Origin of the sequence: Paraburkholderia metrosideri (assembly GCF_904848625.1) — a bacterium.
GTDB lineage: Bacteria > Pseudomonadota > Gammaproteobacteria > Burkholderiales > Burkholderiaceae > Paraburkholderia > Paraburkholderia metrosideri.
In genome coordinates this window covers 253,096-273,338 of sequence record NZ_CAJHCP010000002.1, presented here as the reverse complement: position 1 = coordinate 273,338, position 20,243 = coordinate 253,096, and the positions used below count along the sequence as shown (strand labels likewise).

Annotated in this window: 18 protein-coding genes; 5 read left to right on the top strand and 13 right to left on the bottom strand. The window is 62.7% G+C overall.

What is annotated here, in order from left to right; genetic code table 11:
* Nucleotides 1–125 precede the first annotated feature (125 nt).
* From LMG28727_RS04115 to LMG28727_RS04100, 4 genes are all read left to right on the top strand, one after another.
* Entirely contained in the window at nt 126–455 is a 330-nt protein-coding gene (locus LMG28727_RS04115; protein WP_201641032.1) for a hypothetical protein, read from the top strand.
* Between the two features lie 217 nt (nt 456–672).
* The gene (locus LMG28727_RS04110; protein ID WP_201641031.1) at nt 673–1,962 is read left to right on the top strand and encodes an LssY C-terminal domain-containing protein; all 1,290 of its coding nucleotides are present in this window, start codon (nt 673–675) and stop codon (nt 1,960–1,962) included.
* Complete coding sequence (locus tag LMG28727_RS04105) at nt 1,959–3,221, top strand: LssY C-terminal domain-containing protein (RefSeq protein WP_201641030.1); 1,263 nt, start codon at nt 1,959–1,961, stop codon at nt 3,219–3,221. Before LMG28727_RS04110 ends, LMG28727_RS04105 begins: the two co-directional genes overlap by 4 nt.
* 13 nt (nt 3,222–3,234) lie before the next feature.
* Nucleotides 3,235–4,335 (top strand): lipase family protein, encoded by a 1,101-nt coding sequence (locus LMG28727_RS04100; RefSeq protein ID WP_201641353.1) that lies wholly within the window; start codon nt 3,235–3,237, stop codon nt 4,333–4,335.
* A 73-nt stretch (nt 4,336–4,408) separates the two neighbouring features.
* On the opposite strand, the gene LMG28727_RS04095 is transcribed toward LMG28727_RS04100, so the two are convergent.
* The 12 genes from LMG28727_RS04095 to LMG28727_RS04040 all read right to left on the bottom strand — a co-directional run bounded on the left by LMG28727_RS04095 (nt 4,409) and on the right by LMG28727_RS04040 (nt 17,324).
* Nucleotides 4,409–4,789 carry a potassium channel family protein gene (locus tag LMG28727_RS04095; protein ID WP_201641029.1) on the bottom strand — a complete coding sequence of 127 codons (381 nt, stop codon included), beginning with the start codon at nt 4,787–4,789 and terminating at the stop codon, nt 4,409–4,411.
* A gap of 112 nt (nt 4,790–4,901) precedes the next feature.
* Nucleotides 4,902–5,915, bottom strand: a complete 1,014-nt coding sequence (locus LMG28727_RS04090; protein ID WP_201641028.1) for a DUF2955 domain-containing protein — start codon at nt 5,913–5,915, stop codon at nt 4,902–4,904.
* Nucleotides 5,916–5,924: 9 nt separating this feature from the next.
* Entirely contained in the window at nt 5,925–7,052 is a 1,128-nt protein-coding gene (locus tag LMG28727_RS04085) for an HlyD family secretion protein (RefSeq protein ID WP_201641027.1), read from the bottom strand.
* The gene (locus LMG28727_RS04080) at nt 7,049–8,587 is read right to left on the bottom strand and encodes an efflux transporter outer membrane subunit (protein ID WP_201641026.1); all 1,539 of its coding nucleotides are present in this window, start codon (nt 8,585–8,587) and stop codon (nt 7,049–7,051) included. The genes LMG28727_RS04085 and LMG28727_RS04080 overlap by 4 nt, the downstream gene beginning before the upstream one ends.
* Before the next feature lie 39 nt (nt 8,588–8,626).
* The gene (locus LMG28727_RS04075; protein ID WP_201641025.1) at nt 8,627–9,730 is read right to left on the bottom strand and encodes an AI-2E family transporter; all 1,104 of its coding nucleotides are present in this window, start codon (nt 9,728–9,730) and stop codon (nt 8,627–8,629) included.
* Between the two features lie 263 nt (nt 9,731–9,993).
* Nucleotides 9,994–10,554: an RBBP9/YdeN family alpha/beta hydrolase gene (locus LMG28727_RS04070; protein ID WP_201641024.1), complete on the bottom strand. Its 561-nt coding sequence runs from the start codon at nt 10,552–10,554 to the stop codon at nt 9,994–9,996.
* 18 nt (nt 10,555–10,572) lie between these two features.
* Nucleotides 10,573–11,421: a TauD/TfdA dioxygenase family protein gene (locus tag LMG28727_RS04065; RefSeq protein ID WP_201641023.1), complete on the bottom strand. Its 849-nt coding sequence runs from the start codon at nt 11,419–11,421 to the stop codon at nt 10,573–10,575.
* A 13-nt stretch (nt 11,422–11,434) separates the two neighbouring features.
* Nucleotides 11,435–12,415, bottom strand: a complete 981-nt coding sequence (locus LMG28727_RS04060) for a quinone oxidoreductase family protein (RefSeq protein WP_201641022.1) — start codon at nt 12,413–12,415, stop codon at nt 11,435–11,437.
* Between the two features lie 214 nt (nt 12,416–12,629).
* The gene (locus LMG28727_RS04055) at nt 12,630–12,998 is read right to left on the bottom strand and encodes a BON domain-containing protein (RefSeq protein ID WP_201641021.1); all 369 of its coding nucleotides are present in this window, start codon (nt 12,996–12,998) and stop codon (nt 12,630–12,632) included.
* 26 nt (nt 12,999–13,024) lie between these two features.
* A complete protein-coding gene (locus LMG28727_RS04050) occupies nt 13,025–14,176 on the bottom strand; it encodes a porin (RefSeq protein WP_201641020.1) in 1,152 nt (383 codons plus the stop codon).
* A gap of 75 nt (nt 14,177–14,251) precedes the next feature.
* Nucleotides 14,252–15,874 carry a 3-(methylthio)propionyl-CoA ligase gene (locus LMG28727_RS04045; RefSeq protein ID WP_201641019.1) on the bottom strand — a complete coding sequence of 541 codons (1,623 nt, stop codon included), beginning with the start codon at nt 15,872–15,874 and terminating at the stop codon, nt 14,252–14,254.
* A 133-nt stretch (nt 15,875–16,007) separates the two neighbouring features.
* Nucleotides 16,008–17,324 (bottom strand): MFS transporter, encoded by a 1,317-nt coding sequence (locus tag LMG28727_RS04040; RefSeq protein WP_201641352.1) that lies wholly within the window; start codon nt 17,322–17,324, stop codon nt 16,008–16,010.
* Nucleotides 17,325–17,632: 308 nt separating this feature from the next.
* On the opposite strand from LMG28727_RS04040, the gene LMG28727_RS04035 reads away from it, so the two are divergent.
* Complete coding sequence (locus LMG28727_RS04035; RefSeq protein ID WP_201641018.1) at nt 17,633–18,634, top strand: AraC family transcriptional regulator; 1,002 nt, start codon at nt 17,633–17,635, stop codon at nt 18,632–18,634.
* A 290-nt stretch (nt 18,635–18,924) separates the two neighbouring features.
* Here LMG28727_RS04035 and LMG28727_RS04030 read toward each other — a convergent pair whose 3' ends face one another.
* A complete protein-coding gene (locus tag LMG28727_RS04030) occupies nt 18,925–19,983 on the bottom strand; it encodes a BKACE family enzyme (RefSeq protein WP_201641017.1) in 1,059 nt (352 codons plus the stop codon).
* Nucleotides 19,984–20,243 lie beyond the last annotated feature (260 nt).

Below are 20,243 nucleotides of genomic sequence, written 5' to 3'. Positions count from 1 at the left end.
GAGGTGATAACTCCACCCCATACATTGCGCTCCCGCAACAGGGTGGACGCGAAGACGAATCGCACGGCAATTCGTCTTCCATGAAGAAGTCTGAATCCCGCTGAATTTGATATCGAGCCGCCAACATGAAAAAAATCCTCCCCGTGCTGGTCGTCGCGCTGTCCGCCTGTGCCGCCCAACCTCCTGCTGACGTGCACCCCGTTGGCCAAAGCCAGCATGCGCCGAAGGCGGTCGCTCAATGCATTGCAGTGAATTGGGCGAACGCGTCAGGGCAAACGGTCTATCTTCAGTACATGCTCGCCAACGAGATGGCTTTCGACGTCTACGTGCCTGGTCAGCAACCGCCCTCCGGCTCAGCCGCCATCGTACGACAGTCGTTCAGCGGCGCCGCTACCTCGGTGAGTTTCCGCGGCCCGGACAACAATGCGACCAGCGCCATCTCCCCGTGCCTATAAGTCCAGAGTCCGCTTTGATGCCGGTATCGATGCGGCAGGCCACACTCAACAGGCGGCTATCGTGAAACGTCGCACCGTGCTTCTGACCTTGCCCTGCGCGCTCGCGTGGCCCGCCATCGCCGTTGCGGCGAGCAAGGAGGGGCTGGCTCTCGAACTCACCGTCAAAGGACGAAGTACTAAGCGGACGACAAACTGAACTGAGCGTAAATGTACGGCGATGAACGGCATCGTGAATCGACTGCTCACGGCGGTTGTCGTCATTTGCGTTCTGTCGGCTTGTGCCGCGACGCCCTCTTCGACCGGTCAAATCGCCTATCAAAGCCGTGCGACGACGCGCAGCGATAGCGGAGTGCGGGTGTCGGCAGCGGTGCTGTCGGACGAAGAAAGTGCAGCGGTGTTCGGTGTACCGCTCGCGAAACAATCGATCCAACCGGTCTGGATCGAAGTTCAGAACGACGACACCCGCAGCTATTTTCTGATGTCACAGGGGCTCGATCCAAACTTCTTTCCCGCTTCGGAGGTGGCCGAGGCGTTTGCCCAGGGAGCGTCTTCGGGCGGCAAGGAAGAACTCGACGCGCGCTTTCGGCAGCTTGCGTTTCACAACCCGGTGCTGCCCGGTGAGAAGACCTCCGGTTTCGTGCTGACCCACCTTAGCGAAGGCGCAAAACTCGTGCAGATCGATCTGATTGCGAGCAGGCAGGCCAGAACGTTTTCGATCCTCATCGTGGTGCCCGGCTTCTATGCCGACTACTACGTCAGTGAAATATTCCGGCGTCCCATCTATGCGCCGGACAAGATGATCGACTATACCGACGACGACGCGTTTCGCACCGCACTCGAGGCGCTTCCCTGTTGCGCCACGAATCGGGACGGTTCAAAAAATGGCGACCCGCTCAATCTCGTGATCGTCGGCGGTCTTGACGATGCATTTCCCGCCCTGGTCCGTCGCGGCTGGAGCCCGACCGAACAAAGATGGTCCGGTGCGATCATGAAGACGGTCACCTCCGCACTATCGGGCGAGCGCTACGTCAACGCGCCGGTGAGCGACCTCTATCTGTTCGGACGCGCGCAGGACCTCGCGTTGCAGAAAGCACGTGACACGGTCCACCAGCGCAATCATCTGCGACTTTGGCTAAGCCCGATGCGTTACCGGGGCAAGTCCGTGTGGGTCGGCCAGATCAGCCGCGATATCGGCGTTCGCTTCACGTTTCATTCACCGACTTTCACGACCCATAAAATCGACCCCGACGTCGATGAAGCGCGCACCGCGCTCGCGGAGGATATGGCTTATTCGCAGAACCTCGCGAAGATCGGCTTCGTCAAAGGAGTCGGTGCCGCTCTGCAAAGCGCGCCGCGCGAAAATCTCACGACTGATCCGTATTACACCGACGGCTATCGTCAGCTACTGATCTTTGACCAGCACCCCTCTTCGCTGTCAGAGATCGACCTGTTTCCTTCGGAGACGAATCCCGCAAGCGATGACGTTCCGCTAGGGGGGAGACGATGAGCACGTTCCCATCGCGACGACTGGCTTCGAGCAAAGCGTGGGCGAGCGCCGCGCTGCTACTCGCCGCAGCCGGTTGCGCGACGTGGACCGCGCCGGCCAACGTCACCGATGCGCCTCTGCGTGAACGTTCGGTCAGCGCAGAGAAACAGGGCGTACGGGTAAGCGCGGCCGTGCTGGGACCGGAGGACAGCAAACGCATGCTCGGCGCGGACATCAACAGAACCAGCGTGCAGCCGTTGTGGATCGAAGTTCAGAACATGACGCAGCAACCGCTGTGGCTGCTGCAATCAGGCACCGATCCGGATTACTTTTCGCCGCTCGAAGTCGCGTGGTCGTTGCATACGCTGATGGGGTTCACGACGAACGCGCGCATAGATCAATACTTCCATGCAGCAGGCTTCAGAAATCCGGTTCCGCCCGGCGAGACGCGTGCGGGGATTCTATTCACCAATCCGGATCGGGACCCCAAACTGGTCAACGTCGATCTGTTTGGTAACCGGACACTGATTGCGTTCACGCTCTTTGTGCCCGTGCCCGACGACATTCCGGACGCACGCCTCGCACTCACCCTGTTCCAGTATCCCGATGACGCGATCACCTACTGCCACGATCTTGCGTCGCTGCGCGCCGCACTGGAACGCCTGCCGTGTTGCGCCTCCGACCTTCACGCGAGCACTGCCGCCGATCCGCTGAACGTGGTTGTGATCGGTGCGCTCGGCGACATCGGTGCCGCCATGGTGCGCAGAAGGTATCACCGTGACGTGCATGCAGGCGACCTCGCCCAATGGACCTTCGGACGGGAACCGGACGTGGTGTTGCGCAAGGAAGCGCAAGCCGGCGCGCCTGCCACTTCGATACGCGGATGGCTCGCGCCGATCCGCTTCAACACTGAAAGCGTCTATGTGGCCCAGGTCTCGCGGCCAGTCGGCGGCCGCTTTGCTCGCGGCGGCGACGCGGCCGAGGTGATGGATGACGACGTCGACGAAGCGAGAAATCTGCTGGTGCAGGACATGATGTACGCGGGCGGCCTGGAGAAGCTCGGCTTCGTGAACGGTGTCGGTTCAGCGCCACCGGCGCGGCCGCGGACCACGCTCAACGGCACGCATTATTTCACCGACGGTTTGCGCGCGGTGATGTTCTTCGCGACGCGGCCGCTCAGTTTTTCGAACGTGGAATTTCTCGACTGGGTGCCGTATCTGGAGAGCGGTAAGCCAGCCGGAAGCAACGTCGATGATGGCAACAGCCATGCCGGCCACTAACGCCGCTCAGCGCATGCGCGTCTTCAGCCTGCTCGTCGCGGCCTGTGTTTCACTCGTTGGGTGCGCGGCGAAACCCCTCATTCCCTATTCGACCGACACACCACCACTGATTCTCGTCCCCGCATCTCAAGCGGCGGTGCTGGACAAACGGGCCCGCTTTCGCGAGATCTTTTGCGCGGTGCTGCAAGCGCGTGCTTCGACGTTGCCTGATTACCGGCCCTGTGAAGACGCATTGACGCGCGTCGGCACCGAACCGCCAGGCACGGCACTGCCTGTCGATCTCGGCGCATCCAGACGGCACCTGATTGCGCTCGTCGTGCCCGGCATCGGCTACGACTGCTTCAAGGCCTGGCTGAATGCACCAGGCACGGTGACCTCGCACGTCCGGCAATCCGGCTACGACGCCATGATGCTCGACGTCAGCGGACTCTCGGGTTCCGCGCACAATGCGCGGCAGATTCGCGACGCGATCATGGCCATGACGCCGCCCGACGGCCCGGCACGGCTGGTACTGATTGGCTATTCCAAAGGTGCACCCGACATTCTGGAAGCGGTGGTTGCGTATCCGGAGATTCGCGGGCGGGTGGCGGCGATAGTGAGTGTTGCCGGAGCCGTGGGTGGCTCGCCGCTCGCCAACGACGCCGAACAATATCAGGCCGATCTGCTGCGCCACTTTCCAGGCGCGACCTGCACCCCGGGAGATGGAGGTGCCGTGCAGAGCCTGCGGCCGGCAACCCGCAAGGCCTGGCTGGCAAGCAATCCATTGCCGCGCGAATTGCACTACTACTCGCTCGTGACGTTCCCAAAACCGGAGCGCATTTCGTCGATACTCAAACGGAGTTACGACAAACTCTCGCGCGTCGATGCACGCAACGACAGTCAAGTGATTTTCTACGATCAGATCGTGCCCGGCAGTACCCTCGTCGGCTACGTCAACGCTGACCATTGGGCACTCGCGGTACCGATCGCCCGTGTCCATACGACGATCGGCTCGCTGTTCGTCACGCAGAACGCTTACCCGCGCGAGGCGTTGACGGAGGCCCTGCTGCGCTTCGTGGAGGAAGATCTGGCGACGACGTCGCAAAGTTCTTTGGAGACGCCCGCGAATCAGTAGTCACGCCCGAATGTCGAAGAGCACCGCGATTATTCGTCCGCTCTCGCGCGCTCCCGAAATCATCGCGTCCCAACTACTCCTGATCACCGGCGCGGCGTGCAGCTTCCTGCACACCACGGACTGCCGCAGCGACGAAAAGCCCGGTGAATATCATGCCGCCCAACCCCAGCAGGATTGCGTCGATCCGGCCAAACGTCGAAGTGGGAACCACGTCGCCGTAGCCGATGGTCAGCGCCGTGATCGCACAGAAGTAGAAGGTCTCCCCCATCGATGAAGGCGTTCGCTTCGCCGTCTCCACGGGCTCTCCCATGTAATACATAGCGACCGCCAGCAGCACGAACAGGAGCAGCAGGCCCAGCAGGATCGAGCGCAGATACCAGAGCGTCCTGCCTGATTCCAGCAAGATGTCGCCGGCCCGCAGGCGCACGGCCGCCTCGCTTGTCGCCTTGCTCATTGCGGTACCTCCTTCATTGCACACGACGTGCGTCGCCGCGACGTCGCCCGGCTTTCGGCCCTCCATCCGCACAGATGCCGATGCAGGCGGCCGACAGGCCGGGCGCCGGGTCTCATGGCGCGCGGCCCGATAGCTCCAGAATCAATAACATCAGACACGCGTAGACGGTCACCGCCACAAACAGCCCCATACGCACCGCGAACGCCGTGTAGACGTCTTTGCCGGCGGCGCTGTCCTGCACTGACTGGCCAAGCAGAATGATCATGGTGACCAGACTGTTCAGCCAGAAGCCCGGCGAGTACCGCGTAGGGCTGATGCCGTAAAGCTTGCGCCCTACCAGCAGGCCGAACAGCAGCATCCACAGAAAGAACATCCACAGGTGCACAAAGAGTCTGAGCGCAAACCAGAACACGATGGCAAGCAGCCCGCCGAGCAGCGTGGCGCCGATCAGCTCGCGCGCTGCGCTACGAGCCGTCGTCGTGCAACTTTGCCGGCCAAGACTGACCGACTTCATGATGATGGGCATGTAGCTCGCCGGATCGGTCATGGCGAGCAGATACACCGGCATGACCACGAGCGCGGCGCGCAGTGCAATGCGCTCCGCGTGGCCGCCGGGCATGACTTGCGGCGCGGGCTGGGGCCGCGTGCTGGCAGGCTCGGGAAACAGCCAGTGAGTCAACACGGACACCAGCACGGCAAGTAAAAGACCCTTCACCAACGCACCCACCACCGTCACGCCCAGTTCGAAGCTGGTGGTTCCCGCTGCGGAGATCATCGTCAATCCGGCCACCAGAAACGTCGAGACCAGGTTGTTGCCGCCGCGCAATCCATAGCGAAATGCGAGGAAGAGCATCAGGCCGACCAGCAGCACGCCGGCGAACGCGTAATGGCGCAGCAACGGCACCAGCAGCAGCCCGCTGCCCGTCGTCAGCATCACGACGAATGCGAAAGCCAGGCCCGCTTTGAACGGCAGCGGCCGGTTCTGGGCCGCGAGCAGAAAGACGATGAAAACCGGCGCGATCACCGGGATCGACAGGTCAAGGGCAAAACTGATTGCGAGGCAAAGCGCCGTTCCTGTGGCAACCCGTAGCGCACGTCGACCGGGAAGCCGGAGCCTGTTTTCCATGGTTGTCGTTCAATACAGGTAAGAGACCCAGCTCATCGCGTGCAGAAACACACGACCCAGCGGATTGAGCGGATTGCCCTGATCCGGAAACGCCATCACCTCGGCCTGGCCGCCGACCCGGACATTGCGCAGGCGCGCCTTCTCACGTTGATCGAATTCGACGACGACCGGAAAGCGCTGGGCAGGGCGCAACCAGTCGCGGCTGTTCTGCACGCTCGGAAGACCGCCGGGCGGTGCGCTCTGCCCGACGCTCACGCCATATCCGATACTGCGCACCCGTCCTTCGAACACTTCGCCGGGCAGCGCATCCAGCGCAATCGCCACGGGCGTGCCCGGTTTCAGATGGCCCATGTTGTTTTCGGTCATATCCGCGCTGACCCATACATCGCGGATCCCAATCAGCGTCATCACCGGGTTGCCGGCAGCAGCAAACTGGCCGACTTCCGTGCGCAGATCCGTAATGACGCCGCCTGTGCGCGCCCTCACCTGCGTATTCGCAAGATCGAGTTCAGCCTTTGCCACCGAAGCGGCGGCGGCGCGCAATTGCGCATTCTCTGCGTCATTGCCGCCCTGCTGCTCGCGTGCCCGTTCCACTTCGGCGCGCGCCGCCGCAACCTGACTTTCGGCCTGCTCGTGGGTCGCTCGTGCGACTTCGAGACGCCGCAGCGACACGGTGCCCGTATCGTCGCGGTACAGCCGTTCGAGGCGCTCGCTGTCCTGACGCGCCTTGATCTCGTTGGCGATTGCGGCGCGCAACGAGGCGCGCGCCGAATCGATCCCGGCCGTGCCCGCACCGATCTGCCGGCGGGTCGACTCGAGGTCGGCCTGCGCACGATCGACAGCGATCCGGTATGACTCGCTGTCGACTTCGAAAAGCAGGTCGCCTGCCGCGACTTCCTGGTTGTCATGCACGAGGACGCGCGTGACGCGTCCCGACGCTTCCGCGGCGACGGCCACCACGTAGGCCTGCACGCGCGCCTGTTGCGTATAAGGAGTCAGGCGATCGGCGAGCAGATACCAGATCAGGCTGACCACGATCAGGCAGACGACCGCCTTCACCGCTTTGCCCGATGGGTCGGCGGCAGGCGCTGCAGGCTTCGGCGGCGGCGCGGCGATGGGCTCGGGTGGGTCGCTCATCGGGACGGCTCCGCGGACGGGCTGGCTGGGCTCGCTGACGCTGCATCCGGTTCGTTCAGCAGATCGCCCCAGTCGGTGCGTTGCTGCATCTGCAAGCGTGTCGCGGGATCGACGAGCGGCTGCGTCGAGTACCAGCCTCCGCCAAGCGCCTTGTAAAGCGCAATCAGACTCCCTGCTGCATTGCTGCGGTTGACGATGTACGCATCCTGCTGCGCGAACAGCGCACGTTGCGCGTCGAGGACCCGCTGGAAGTCCGAGTACCCTTCGCGGTAGATCGCATTGGCGAGCTTCAGCGAGCGCCCCGCGGCCAATTGTGCGTCGTTCAGAATGGCGTCCCGCTGCAACGCGGCGATCAGGGCGGTGGCGGCATCGTCAGCCTCGCGGGCGGCTTCCCGCACGGTGCTCTGATACGAGAGCGTCAACTGTTGCAACCGGGCGTCCTGCACGCGCACGTTGTTGGTGATCTTGCCGTGATCGAACACGTTCCACGTGACGCTTGGGCCGATCAGCAAGCCCAGCGTGTTCGGCGAACCGGTCAGCGAACTCGCGCTCCAGGCAAGCGAGCCGAGCAACGAGACGGACGGGTAAAGATCGGCTTTTGCCACGCCGATCAGCGCGGACTGCGCGGCCATCTGATATTCGGCAGCACGAACGTCCGGCCGGCGCAGCAGTAAATCGGCTGGCACATCCTGTAGCACCGCATGGTCCACCAGCGGAATCACGCCTTGCCTGCCGGGCTGCACCTCGAGTTCCGGCAACGGACCGGGCGGTCGCCCCATCAGGACGGCCAGTGCGTGACCGGCGAGCACGATCTGGCTTTCAAGATCGGGGACGCTGCTCAGTGTGCCCAGATACTGCGTCTTCGCCTGTTGAAGGTCGAGTTCGTCAGTCTCACCGCTCCTGAAAAGCTTCTGCGCGATGTCGAAGCTGCGCTTTTGCAACTGCGCGTTCTCGCGCGCGATACGCAGACGCGCCTCGGCCGTGCGCAACGTGAAGTAGGTATCTGCAATCTGCGCGTGCAGCAGGACCAGCGCGGCGTCGCGGTTGGCTTGCGCGGCAAAGAAGGTGGCGTCGGCCGACTCGATCGCGCGGCTGAAGCGCCCCCAGAAGTCGAGTTCCCAGCCGAGGCTCAGGCCCGCCCCGTATTGCAGGTAACCCCCCGACGAGCGGGGATCGAAGCCATCCGAGCGCTTGCGCGCCGCGTAAAACAGGTCGCCGCTGGCTTGCTGAACCTGCGGGTAGCGGCCCGCCAGCGCGATGCCGAGTTGCGCGCGAGCCTCGAGCACGCGCAGCCCGGCAATCTGCACATCGCTGTTGTTGGCATCGGCCTGGTCGATCAGGCTTTCGAGGTTGCGGTCCGCGAATACCCGCCACCATTGCCGCATATCAGGCTGGGGTGCCTGCTGCGAGACCTGTCCGATCGATGCGCTGCTCCAGTGCTCCGACCAGCGCTCATGCTGCGGGGAAAAGTCAGGGCCCACACGCATGCATCCGCTGACACACCCCGCTGCCAGCAGCAGCCAGTATGGGCGCACGGAGAGTGCCGCAGGGATCACGGGATGGCCGCGGCATCGTCAGGCGCGGGGCGTTTCTTTCAGGCGCTCCGGCTTCGCCTGGTCGTTGACCCATCGCCAGAACAGCTGGTAGCCGACCGAGAGCATCACGGGACCGATAAACAGGCCGATCACGCCCCCCGTCACCATGCCCCCCAACGCGCCGATCAGCACCACCGGCATGGGTACGGCGACCCCGCGGCCCAGCAGTAACGGCTTGAGGACGTTGTCAGCCAGCCCCGCGACGAACACATACACGGAGAAGATCACCGTCATGGTGGTCACGCCTTGCGTGGCAATCACGAAGACGATGACCGGAATCGTGATCAGGGTCGCGGGCAACTGCATGATGCCGAGCAGCAGCACGGCGAGCGCCAGCAGGCCCGCCGCCGGAATACCCATGACGACGAAGCCGATACCGATCAACAGCATCTGGATAAACGCGATGCCGACCACGCCCTGGGCGACCGCGCGAATCGTGGCAGTGCAAAGTTCGGCAATCTGCGGACCGTTCTCCGGGCCGGAAATGCGCGACGCAATCTGCACCGCGCTGGCGTGGCCTTTCTCACCATGCGCCATCAGGATGCCCGCGACAATCAGCGCGACGAAAAATAGCAGCAGCCCGGCGCCAAGTCCGGTGACCATGCCGAGCAGCGCAAGCCCGGCATCCTTGAGTTGCGGCGCGAACTTCTGCACCAGGCCGGTCAGATCGGTCGAGGCCTGCAGCCAGTAGTCGTACAGCCGCTGGCCTACCAATGGCCAACTGGCGATCGACTCCGCGGGCGGTGGAATGCGGAAGGTGCCGGCTTTGAAAACGACCATGGCATGATCGATCGATGCAGCGACAGCAACGCCCAGCAGGTAGGTCGGCACGAGGATCACCGCAAACGCGACGAGCACGATCAGCGTGGCGATCAGGCCATCCTTGCCGGCGAATGTCCGCCTCAGTCGTACCTGAAGCGGATACAGCGTGATCGCGAGGATCAACGCCCAGACCATGAGGTTGAGGAACGGAACGAAAATCCGGAAACAGAAGATAGCCAGAACAGCGACGAGTCCAGCGCGGATCAAAACATCGAGCAACTCTCTGGACCATACCCGTTGGGTAGTCGGTGTGAGCAACATGGCTTGTCTCCCCGCAGATGACCTCGACGATCTTGCTGGCGACAACCCGTGGCAGGCGCAGCACCACGGTTGTCGGGGAATCGAACGGCGTGACTGCGTGCGTCGACAATCTCCGGCAAAAGAGAGTCAGGTCAAGAATAGGCCGCTACCACGGTGGCAGGCATCGGACCTTGGGCCTATGTCAACGCGCGGTCGTTTGCGATATACGCTAACGCGGGGCGCAGCGGCGGGACGTCACGCGCAGCTACGCCATCTTGTCCACGTCAGAGCAGTTCGCGGATCAGGATCTCGGCGTGCGGCCACTCGCCATAACCGGCGGCGGGATTCAGATGCCCGACCTCGCCGAGATCGACGAGTTGGCTACCCCATGCCGCGGCCAATCCGGCCGCGCGGTCGAACGCCGCAAGCGGATCGTTACGGCTGGCGCCCACCAGACTCGGAAACGACAACGGTTGGCGCGGCACCGGCAACCAGCCGTTTTCTTCGAGCGTCTGCCGAGTCGGATAACCCGCGGGCATCGGCATTTCCAGGTCCGCCGGGGTGGCCAGCAACGCACCCTGAATCGGCCGGTCGTAGTGCTGCGCCCAGTGCACGGTAATCATCACGCCCGCGCTATGCGCGACCAGTACGATCGGCCCCTCGATTTTCGCGATGGCTGCGTTCAGCGCCTCGACCCGCGCCGCGCAACTGAGCTTGTCGTGCTCCAGCGGCGGCACCGATGCCGTCCTTGGAAGACGCGCCTGCAGTAAGGTCTGCCAGTGGTCGGCCACATGGTCACGCAGGCCGGGCACGAACAGGATGGTCGGTGCGATATCGACAGTCACGAAGTTGATTCCTCCGGCTTAGTACGGCTTGTCGCCAATAATCCCGGCTCGCTCCATCTTGCGATGGCACGGCGCGTAATCCATCACCGCGTAGTGTTGCGTGCTGCGGTTGTCCCAGATCGCGATGCTGTTCGGCTTCCAGCGCCAGCGCACCTGGTATTCGGGAATGTAAGCCTGGCTGATCAGAAACCGCAGCAGATCGCCCGCGCCCGGATTGGCGTCCTGTCCGAAGCGCACGCGCGCCGGCGTGTGGTAGTTCGTGAAGTGCGTCGTGAACGCATTGACGAACAGCACTTTCTCGCCTGTCTCAGGGTGCGTGCGCACAACCGGATGTTCCGCATCGGGAAATCGGTCCTTCAACGCATGGCGCTTTTCGATCGGCATCGCCGCGCCGAAGCTCGCCTCGATGCTGTGGCGCGCGTGTAGATCGGCGATCTGCTCCTTCACATGCGCGGGCAGGTTTTCATACGCCAGCACCATGTTCGCCCACATCGTATCGCCGCCGATGGGCGGGCATTCCACGCACCGCAGCACGGCGCCGAATGGGGGCGCCTCGCGCCAGGTGGCGTCCGAATGCCATGCGTTTTCGTAGCGGTCGCCGGGCTGCTCCGGCGACTTGTAAATTCGCACGAGGCCCGGGTTCTCAGGATCGCTGCCCGCGACCGGATGATCTTCGAGCTCACCGAAGCGGCGCGCAAACGCCACATGCCCGGCACGGCTGATGTCCTGATCGCGCAGGAACAGGACCCGATGCCTGAGCAGGTTCGCCCGGATCTCGGCAAACAGAGCATCGTCGTGAATCGCGTCGGCGAGTTTGACGCCGACCAGTTCCGCGCCAATGGCGTTGTTGAGTTGTTCGACACGCATATCGCTCTCCCGCTTAAATAACGAAGACTGACGAGCCGGTTGTCTTGCGCGACTCGACATCACGATGCGCCCGTGCGGCATCCTCTAGCGCATAGCGCTGATTGATCTCGATCTTGATGCGCCCAGCCGCCACGTGGCCGAAGATTTCGGCGGCCAGCTCCGCTTTTTCGGCGGGGTCGGCGATATAGTCGGCCAGCGCGGGACGGGTCAGATACGGCGATCCTTTCATCGCCAGAATCTGCGGATTGAATGCGGTGATCGGTCCCGATGCCGTGCCCACGCAAACAATCAGACCGCGGCGTTTGACTGAGTTCAGCGTGGCGTCGAAGGTATCCTTGCCGACGCTGTCGAACACCACGTTGACGCCGACCCCGCCGGTCAATTCGCGTACGCGCGCGGCAACGTCTTCATGGCTGTAGTTGATGGTGTGTTCGCAGCCGTAGGCGCGGGCCGCTTCTGCCTTTGCGTCGCTCGATACCGTGCCGATCACCGTGAGCCCCAACAGCCTGGCCCACTGCGATACGATCATTCCGACGCCGCCCGCGGCCGCGTGAAGCAGGATGGTGTCGCCGGGTTTGAAGTCGTAAATGCGCCGCATCAGATACGACGCGGTTAAACCGCGCATGGTCATCGCGGCAGCGGTCTCGCAGCTAATCCCGTCAGGCAGCGTGATCAGCGGCGCAGCAGGACAGAGGCGCTCGGTGCTGTACGCGCCCAACGTGTTGATAAAACCGGTATAGGTGACACGATCGCCAACCGCGACGTTCGTCACGCCCTCGCCCACCGCTTCGACCACGCCGGCTGCCTCGACACCCATGCCGGCAGGCAGCGGAACCGGATATAAACCGGAGCGGAAGTAGGTGTCAGCGAAATTGAGGCCAACTGCCTCATGGCGCAGGCGAACCTGGCCCACGCCCGGATCGCCGACTTCGACGTTCTCATAACGCAAGACTTCAGGGCCACCGGTTTCATGAAAGCGGACTGCTTTCGCCATGATTCTTTCTCCAACAGTTGAGGTTCAATCGAGCAAAGATACGGTAATCCGACAATACAGATTTCGTTTTTGATGCCATTGTTTTGTGATTTGACGACAGTGCGTGTTAACACCAACTTGCGTCCTACCTCTTGGGAGATCCACGCGTGCCGTCAACGGAGACGGGGCCGATGCAGTCATCGGCCCCGCTGCGCGCTATCCCGACTACCGATGCTTACATGCCACCCAGCGGCTTCTGCACGGTCAACTTGTTGGTCACCGACGTGACGCCGGGAACACCCTTCGCGATTTCCGCAACCCGGTTCACCTGGGCGGGATCGGTGACCGTGCCATTCAGTGTCACCGCACCATCTTTGGCGACGACGCTAATGTTTCCGGCACTGATCTCCTTCTGCTTCACGATCGCGCTATACACCTGTCTGCGCAGCGCACGATTTGCTTTCCTTCCTGTAGCCGGCGCCGCTGAACCCGATGCCGCCATCGCAGGGGCACTGGCCGTTTCGCTGCCCTGCGACCATGCGCTCATCGACGCGGCAATGATGGCGACGCCAACCGCGAGCCTGACTGTCTGAATGCTTTTCATTGAATACTCCGCTGTGGATGGCGCAATCAGAAGGTATGGCGAATGCCGATCATGGCCGCCGTGGTCGAGACGCCTGGCGCAACCGGGGTTCCATAAATGATCGTCTGGTTCATGGTCCCCTTGTTGTCGACATAGCCGACCTGTGCGTACGCTTTGGTCCGTTGCGACAGGCTATATTCGGCACCCACCGCGACTTCACTCGAATGATTGGCGGAATGATTCCGGTCCTTCAGATAGTAGTAGCCGGACGTAATCTTGAAGTGCGAATTGAATTGATAGCCGAGGCCGCCCGACGCCATTTCGAAATCCGCCGTGTTGCTTTTCGCCGGATCTTTACCTATGCCGTAAGAGCCGGATATCGAGAATCCCGCGATCGTGTACATCGCACCGAAATAGTAGAAGCGATTGTTGTCATTGCCTGTGGCGGGCACCGCAGGCGTGGTGGGATAGGTCAACGGAAAAGGATTGGTGTCGTGCCCGTTGTAATAGACAGCGGAAAGATTCAGCCCGTAGTTCGAGTACTTGAGCACCGCCGACTCGCGCGTGCCGCCCTGAAAGTGACCGGCGACACCGCCCGGTGCGTATTCTAGTGCGAGCGACGCGCCATAGAATTTCGGCGACGTGTAGACCAGCGCATTGCTGTCATACAGCGCGCCGATCGGCGCGTTCGTGCTGGTGCCGGGCCAGCCGGCCGCCTGATTGACGCCGAGCCACGCGGTCAGGATGCTGCCGAAATATTGCGCGCCGCGAACATCGGTTTCCGCCATCGCGTAGATCATCGGCACGATTTGCCGGCCCGCGTCGAATGAGCCGAACGGCCCCGATGCGCCGACCGTCGCGTACTGGTTGAACATCGCGGTGACGCCCGGCGTGTCGGACAGACCCGGTTTGCCGGTCGTCGTGTTGAACGAACTTTGCAGCTTGAAATTAATCTTGTAGCCGCCGCCGATATCTTCACTGCCCTTGATACCCCAGAAGCTGGAGTAGATGCCGCCGTCCTTCAGCTGATACACGTGCCCCAGGTTGCGGGCGGTAGGCTGGAACGACGCCGCCGAGGTACTCTGATAAAGCAGTCCGCTATCGAGCACGCCATATAGCGTGACCGACGACTGCGCATGAGCCGCCGTGGCGAACATCAGCAACGCCGCAACGCTGCTCAATTTCAACTTCTGTTTCATTCTGTCTCCTGTGGTTTTTCGGTTTATGGTTTTTTGCCTAATGAATTGATGACGCGGCGACTTGAACGTGCTGGTTCACAGGTAGTAACTCCCGTACCGGTCCCGCAACCGGTGCTTGAGCACCTTGCCTGTCGCGCCAAGTGGAATTTCTTCGACGAAGATCACGGCGTCCGGCTTCCACCACTTCGCGATCCTGCCGTCCAGAAAATCGAGTAGCTGGCGCTCGGTGAGCGAGCTGGCCGGCTTTCTCACCACTAGCAGCAACGGCCGTTCGTCCCACTTCGGATGGCGCGCGGCGATACAGACCGCCATCGTCACGTCCGGGTGCAGGCACGCGACGTTTTCGATGTCGGCCGAGCTGATCCATTCACCGCCCGATTTAATGACGTCCTTGCTGCGATCCGTGATCTGCATGAAGCCGTCGGCATCGATCTTCGCGATGTCGCCGGTGGGAAACCAGCCATCGCGCAACGGCGGCACGTCGTCGCCGCCGAAGTACTGTCGCGCGACCCACGGACCGCGCACGAGCAGGTCGCCGGCCGCGTTGCCGTCCCACGGCAGCTCGTCACCATCGGAACCGACGATCTTCATGTCGATGCCGAACACGGAGCGGCCCTGCTTCGCCTGAATCGCATAGCGCTCCTCGCCGGACAGCGCGCGCTGATGCGCCTTGAAGCTGCAAACCGTGCCGACCGGGCTCAATTCGGTCATCCCCCATGCGTGCAGCACGTCGACGTCATAGCGCTCCTGAAACTGTGTGGTCATCGCTGTCGGACACGGCGCGCCGCCGATCACCGTGCGACGCATCGACGAAAACGTGCCGGCCCGTTCAGCGACATGCGAGAGCAGTCCCTGCCAGACCGTGGGCACACCGGCCGACAGCGTGACCTGTTCCGTCTCGATCAGCTCGTAAAGTGACTTGCCGTCGAGCGCGGGCCCCGGAAACACCAGCTTCGCACCGACCATGCAGGCGATATAAGGCAGCCCCCACGCATTCACATGGAACATCGGAACCACGGGCAGGATCACGTCGCGCGCCGAACAGTTCAACGAGTCCGGCAGCGCGGCGGCGTACGTGTGCAGCAGCGTCGACCGATGGCTGTACAGCACGCCCTTCGGGTTGCCGGTCGTGCCGGACGTGTAACAGAGCGACGACGCACTGTTCTCGTCCAGCAGCGGCCAGTCGAACGCATCGCTGTGAAGCTCGATCAGGTCCTCGTAGCACATCAGCGTGCCGGACAGGCCATGCGCTCGCGGCATGTGTGCGCGATCCGTCATCGCCACGAAAAGCTTCGGACTTTTCACCCGAGGCGCGACGCTTTCAATCAACGGTAGAAAAGTCAGATCGAAAAACACCACGCGGTCTTCCGCGTGTTCGATGATGTACGCCAGTTGATCAACGTGCAGCCGCGGGTTGAGCGTATGCAGCACGGACCCCGAACCCGACACCGCGAAATACAACTCCATGTGGCGGTAGCCATTCCATGCCAGCGTCCCTACCCGCTCGCCGGGCTGGATGCCGAGTGCCGTCAGACCGTTTGCCATACGGCGCGCACGTTGCGCGAGATCCCGATACCGATACCGGTGAATGTCGCCTTCGACCCGTCGCGACACGATTTCCTGGTCACCGTGATGACGATCGGCGTGCACGAGCAGCGATGCCACCAGTAGTGGTTGCTGCATCATCAAACCTTGCATCCTTGTTCTCCTGAGTGTTTTTTGTTCCCGCGCCGCAGTGGGGGTGCTCGGGTATGGCGCCGGCCGTTCCTGCACGTCCTCTGCTGGGAGGTGCCCGGCGCATCATTCATCGCCGCATCGCGGCGAGCAGCTTTCAGCGTGCGGCCTGATCGCGGAGGGTGTTCAGCCGCGCCAGATCGCCGGAGTAATTGCGCTTGCCGATGAAAAAAGCCAGCGCGGCGACGAGCGACGCGAACGGCACGATCTGCAACGCACCGAGCAGCCCGATCCGGTCGGCGACGATGCCCGTCAGAATGGCTGCGGGCGCCAGACCCAGCAGGTTGTTTGCCAGAGTCAGCGTGGCAAAGGCAGACGAATGAATCGACGGCGGCGTGAGGTTCGCCACCATCGCGCCCGAGGCACCGCTCGCACCTGCGCTGAAAAACATGCCGGCGCCGATCAACACGAGTTGCAGCGGACCCGCCGGCATGCGAATGCCAATCGTGAGCAGCGTGAAGCACGTCAGACAGATGGCGATCGCGGCGCCCCACTTCCTGTCCCGCCCGTGTTTGCCGAGCCGGTCGGCGAGGTTTCCACACACCACCATGCCCAGGCCCGTCACCAGCACGAAGACCGCCGCGCCCAGTGCTGCCTTGCCGGTCTGCAAGCCGTAATAGCGATTCAGGAAACTCGGCATCCAGGCCCACACGGCAGCCGGCACCAGCAGATGAATGCCGCTGCCGACGTAGGCGCAGACCACCGACCTGGTCGAAAAGAGCCCCTTCATGAGCGCGCGAAAACTCATATGCACGCCAAGCCGCTGGCTACCGAGACTCGCAGGCTGGAGCGGCGCAAGACGCTTTTCGGTAACGACGAACCGGTAGACGATGACCAGCAGGATGCCCATGGCCGCCATCGCGCCGAACGCCGGGCGCCAGCCCATGCGAGCGGCGACCGCACCGCCGAGCGCCATGCCCAGCACCGAGCCGAACGCGCCGCCCGCCATGAACGTGCCGGTGAGCGTGGAGCGCAGCCGGGCCGGAAAGATGCTCAGGACCACGGCGATACCGACGCTGCCGTAAGCGGCCTCGCCGATCCCCACGAACGCACGCGCGAGCAGCATTTCGCCGTAGTTCGTCGCAATCGCGCAGCCCAGCGTCGCGAGACTCCACAGTGCCGCCATCAGCACGATGCTTTTCACGCGGCCCCAGCGGTCGGCCAGCACCGACAGCGGGAACGTCAGCACGCCCACCATCAGCGCGACCACACTGCTCAGGGAACCCAAGCGGGTATCGGAGAGATCCCAGGCGGCCTTGAGCAGCGGAAACACGGCATTCAGCACCTGCCGCGACATGTAGTCGGACAGCAGCAAGCCAACCGTCAACGCGAAAACCACCCACGCGTAGGGGCGCACATCGGCTTGTGTTGCTGGAACTTCACCCGTGGTGGGCTCGGCATGTTGCATGAGCATCATTTGTCTCCTTCGCGTTGATCACGCTTTTGTGTCGCGTCTGTCCCACCAGTGCCTGTTCGATGCGAAAGGCGGCCGGCTCCGGTTGCAACCCCGCGCTCAGGTGACGCGTGAAGCGCGTGCAAACTTTCGGAAGCGAAACAAACATCGTGTTCGCACAATACGACCATCACGCATTACACTTTTATGATTGCGTGCCATCTTTTTAGCGATAGATGCCACTGCGTGTAAACACCGGTAATCGTTTCAGCGGGCATTACATTCGGGAAAACACCGCGCCGCACGGACACGCCTGGAGGAGAAAAGCGATGGAAACGATGTTGCGCTCAGTAGCGATGAGCGGCTATTTCGATGTGACGCGGCGACTCGGACTGAATCCCGTCGAACTCGTGCAGCAAGTCGGGATCGATCCCGCGGCGCTTGCGAATCCCGAGGATCGCGTGCCCGCTGCTGCGTGCTGCCGCTTACTCGAACTCACGGCCAACCAGGCGTCGTGCCCGACTCTCGCACTGCAGATGGCCGAAACCCGGCAAAAATTCGGCACCGGTGTCGTCAATGTCCTGCTCGCGCATAAGCGCACGCTGCGTGATGTGTTGCTGGCCGCGGCCGAATTCCGCCATCTGCTCAACGAAGCATTGGCCGTGTACGTCGAGGACGCAGGAGAGACGGTCACGATCAGGGAGGAACTGGTCGTCGATCCGGGCACGCCAACCCGGCAGGCGATCGAACTGGCGGTGGGCATCCTTGCGCGCCACTCCAGCGCGTTACTCGGCAACCACTGGAAGCCGCGTGCGGTGCATTTCACGCACCTGAGCCCCGCTGATTCGACCTTTCATCGACGCTTTTTCGGCTGCCCGCTGGAATTCGGCAGCGATTTCAATGGCTTCGTGTGCACCGCCGCCGATCTCGACTATCCGAATCCCGCCGCCGACCTCGAACTGGTTCGCTATGCCGAGAGCCTCGCTACACCACTCAACGCCGCAGCGACAGATTCGATCGAGCTGGAAGTGCGCAAGGCGATCTACCTGCTGCTGCCCGTCGAGCAAGGCACAGTCGATCTGGTGGCTCGTCATTTACGTCTGAGCGTACGCACCCTGCAGCGGCAACTCGAAGCCGCCGATACCAGCTTCTCCGCGCTAGTCGAGGAAGTTCGCCGCGAGTTGGCCGTGCGCTATATGAGCAATCCTCGCTATCCGATCGGGAGGGTCGCGGCCCTGCTCGGGTACAACCAGCAGGGTTCCTTTACGAACTGGTTCGCGTCCCGATTCGGCATGACGCCGCGTGACTGGCGTAACGGCCAGGCTAAGTGAAACGAGCGGCGACTCGCCGGCCTGCGCGCAGGTTTGATCCAGACAGGGATCGACTGCGATGCCGGCCGGTCGACGAGCGCCACGCAGAACGCCGGGGCCGGCTTACGAGCGAGCGGTTGGAACTGTCATCCTGGCGAGACGCTTTGCTCAAGCGGCTCACGTTGAGCAAAGCGTCAGCGCAACTGCGCCGCACGGCGCTCGCTTGGGGCGCCATGCAGACATGCGGCTTTAACCTCGAACTCGAAGCGCGGGAGGGTCGCCGCCGCCACCCTCCCGGCTGACTCACCGCTTCAGACCACCTTGCGCAGGAAGCCCTGGGTGCCACCGTTGCGGTTGGGCGCGAAGCCGTTGGCCAGCAGCGTCTCTTCCACCGTGTCGTAGAACACGCCGATCTTGCTGATCTCGCGCGCTTCCTGGGCGGTGGCCACCTTGCGGCCGAACTCGCGCGTGATGCGCACCAGTTGCTCGATCTGCTCGACGGTGCTCATCTTCTTTGTGCGCGACTGGTTCCACAGGTTGTCCTCGATGCCGCAGCGCACGTGCAGGCCCATCGCAATACCCATCATGTTGACCGGCAGCACGTTGCGCATCGAGCTTTCCACGGTCAGCACCGCGCCGTCCGGCGTGGCGCGCACGAAGTTGGCCAGGTTGTAGATGTTCGGTGCATCCATGCCGCCACCAATGGCAACCCAGTTCATCACCAGCGGGCCTTTGTAGACGCCACGCCGGATCAGGCGCTCGACCGACTCGAAGCTGTTGATGTTGTAGCACTGGAACGCGCTCTGAATGCCAGCAGCGTTCAGCCGGCGGATGTGCTCCTCGGCCCAGCCGGGTTGCGCCGGCACCGTCATTTCCTTATAGGCGTTGTAGATTTCCGGGTCCGCCATCGAGGTTCCCGCGACGTCCGCATCCTCCCAGTGTTCGACGACGTTCATCTGCGAGGTGTTGATCGTCACCGTCACCTGATCGGGTTTGGGGTCGAGATCGGCCAGCATGTGGCGCGTGTCGTCGCTCAACCATTTGGCGGCGGCGCCCTCGGACTCGGGTGCGAAGCTGATCGAGCCGCCCACCTGAATAATCATCTCGGGCACCGCGTTGCGCACGCCGGCGATCAGCTCGTTGAACTTCGACAGGCGCTTGCTGCCCTTGCCGTCGAGTTCGCGCACGTGCAGATGGAGCACCGTGGCCCCTGCGTTGTAGCAATCCACTGCCTTCTGGACCTGCTCGTCTATCGTGACGGGGATGTCTTCCGGGAAGTCGGACGGCACCCACGACGGCGCGTAGGGCGCGGCCGTAATAATCAAAGGTTGCTGGTTTTCGGTGTAAAGCGAACCGTCGAGAAAGTTCATGGCATGGTCTCCAGGCGCGGGTTGAGGGGAAAGAGAAAGAGATCGGGCGGCGCCAATGCGCGCGTGTCGTTGACCAGCGGCTGGCCAACCGAAAACCTCTTGCCGTTCCCCGTAGATAACGGACGGGTCAGCTCCGCATCAGGCCTGTGGTGGCGAGACGGGAGCTTGAGCAGTGCGCCGACGATACGGCAATCCGCCAACGTGGTTTACGTATTGGATGCCATTCTTTTGTGATTTGGCGCCACCAGGCGTTAACACCA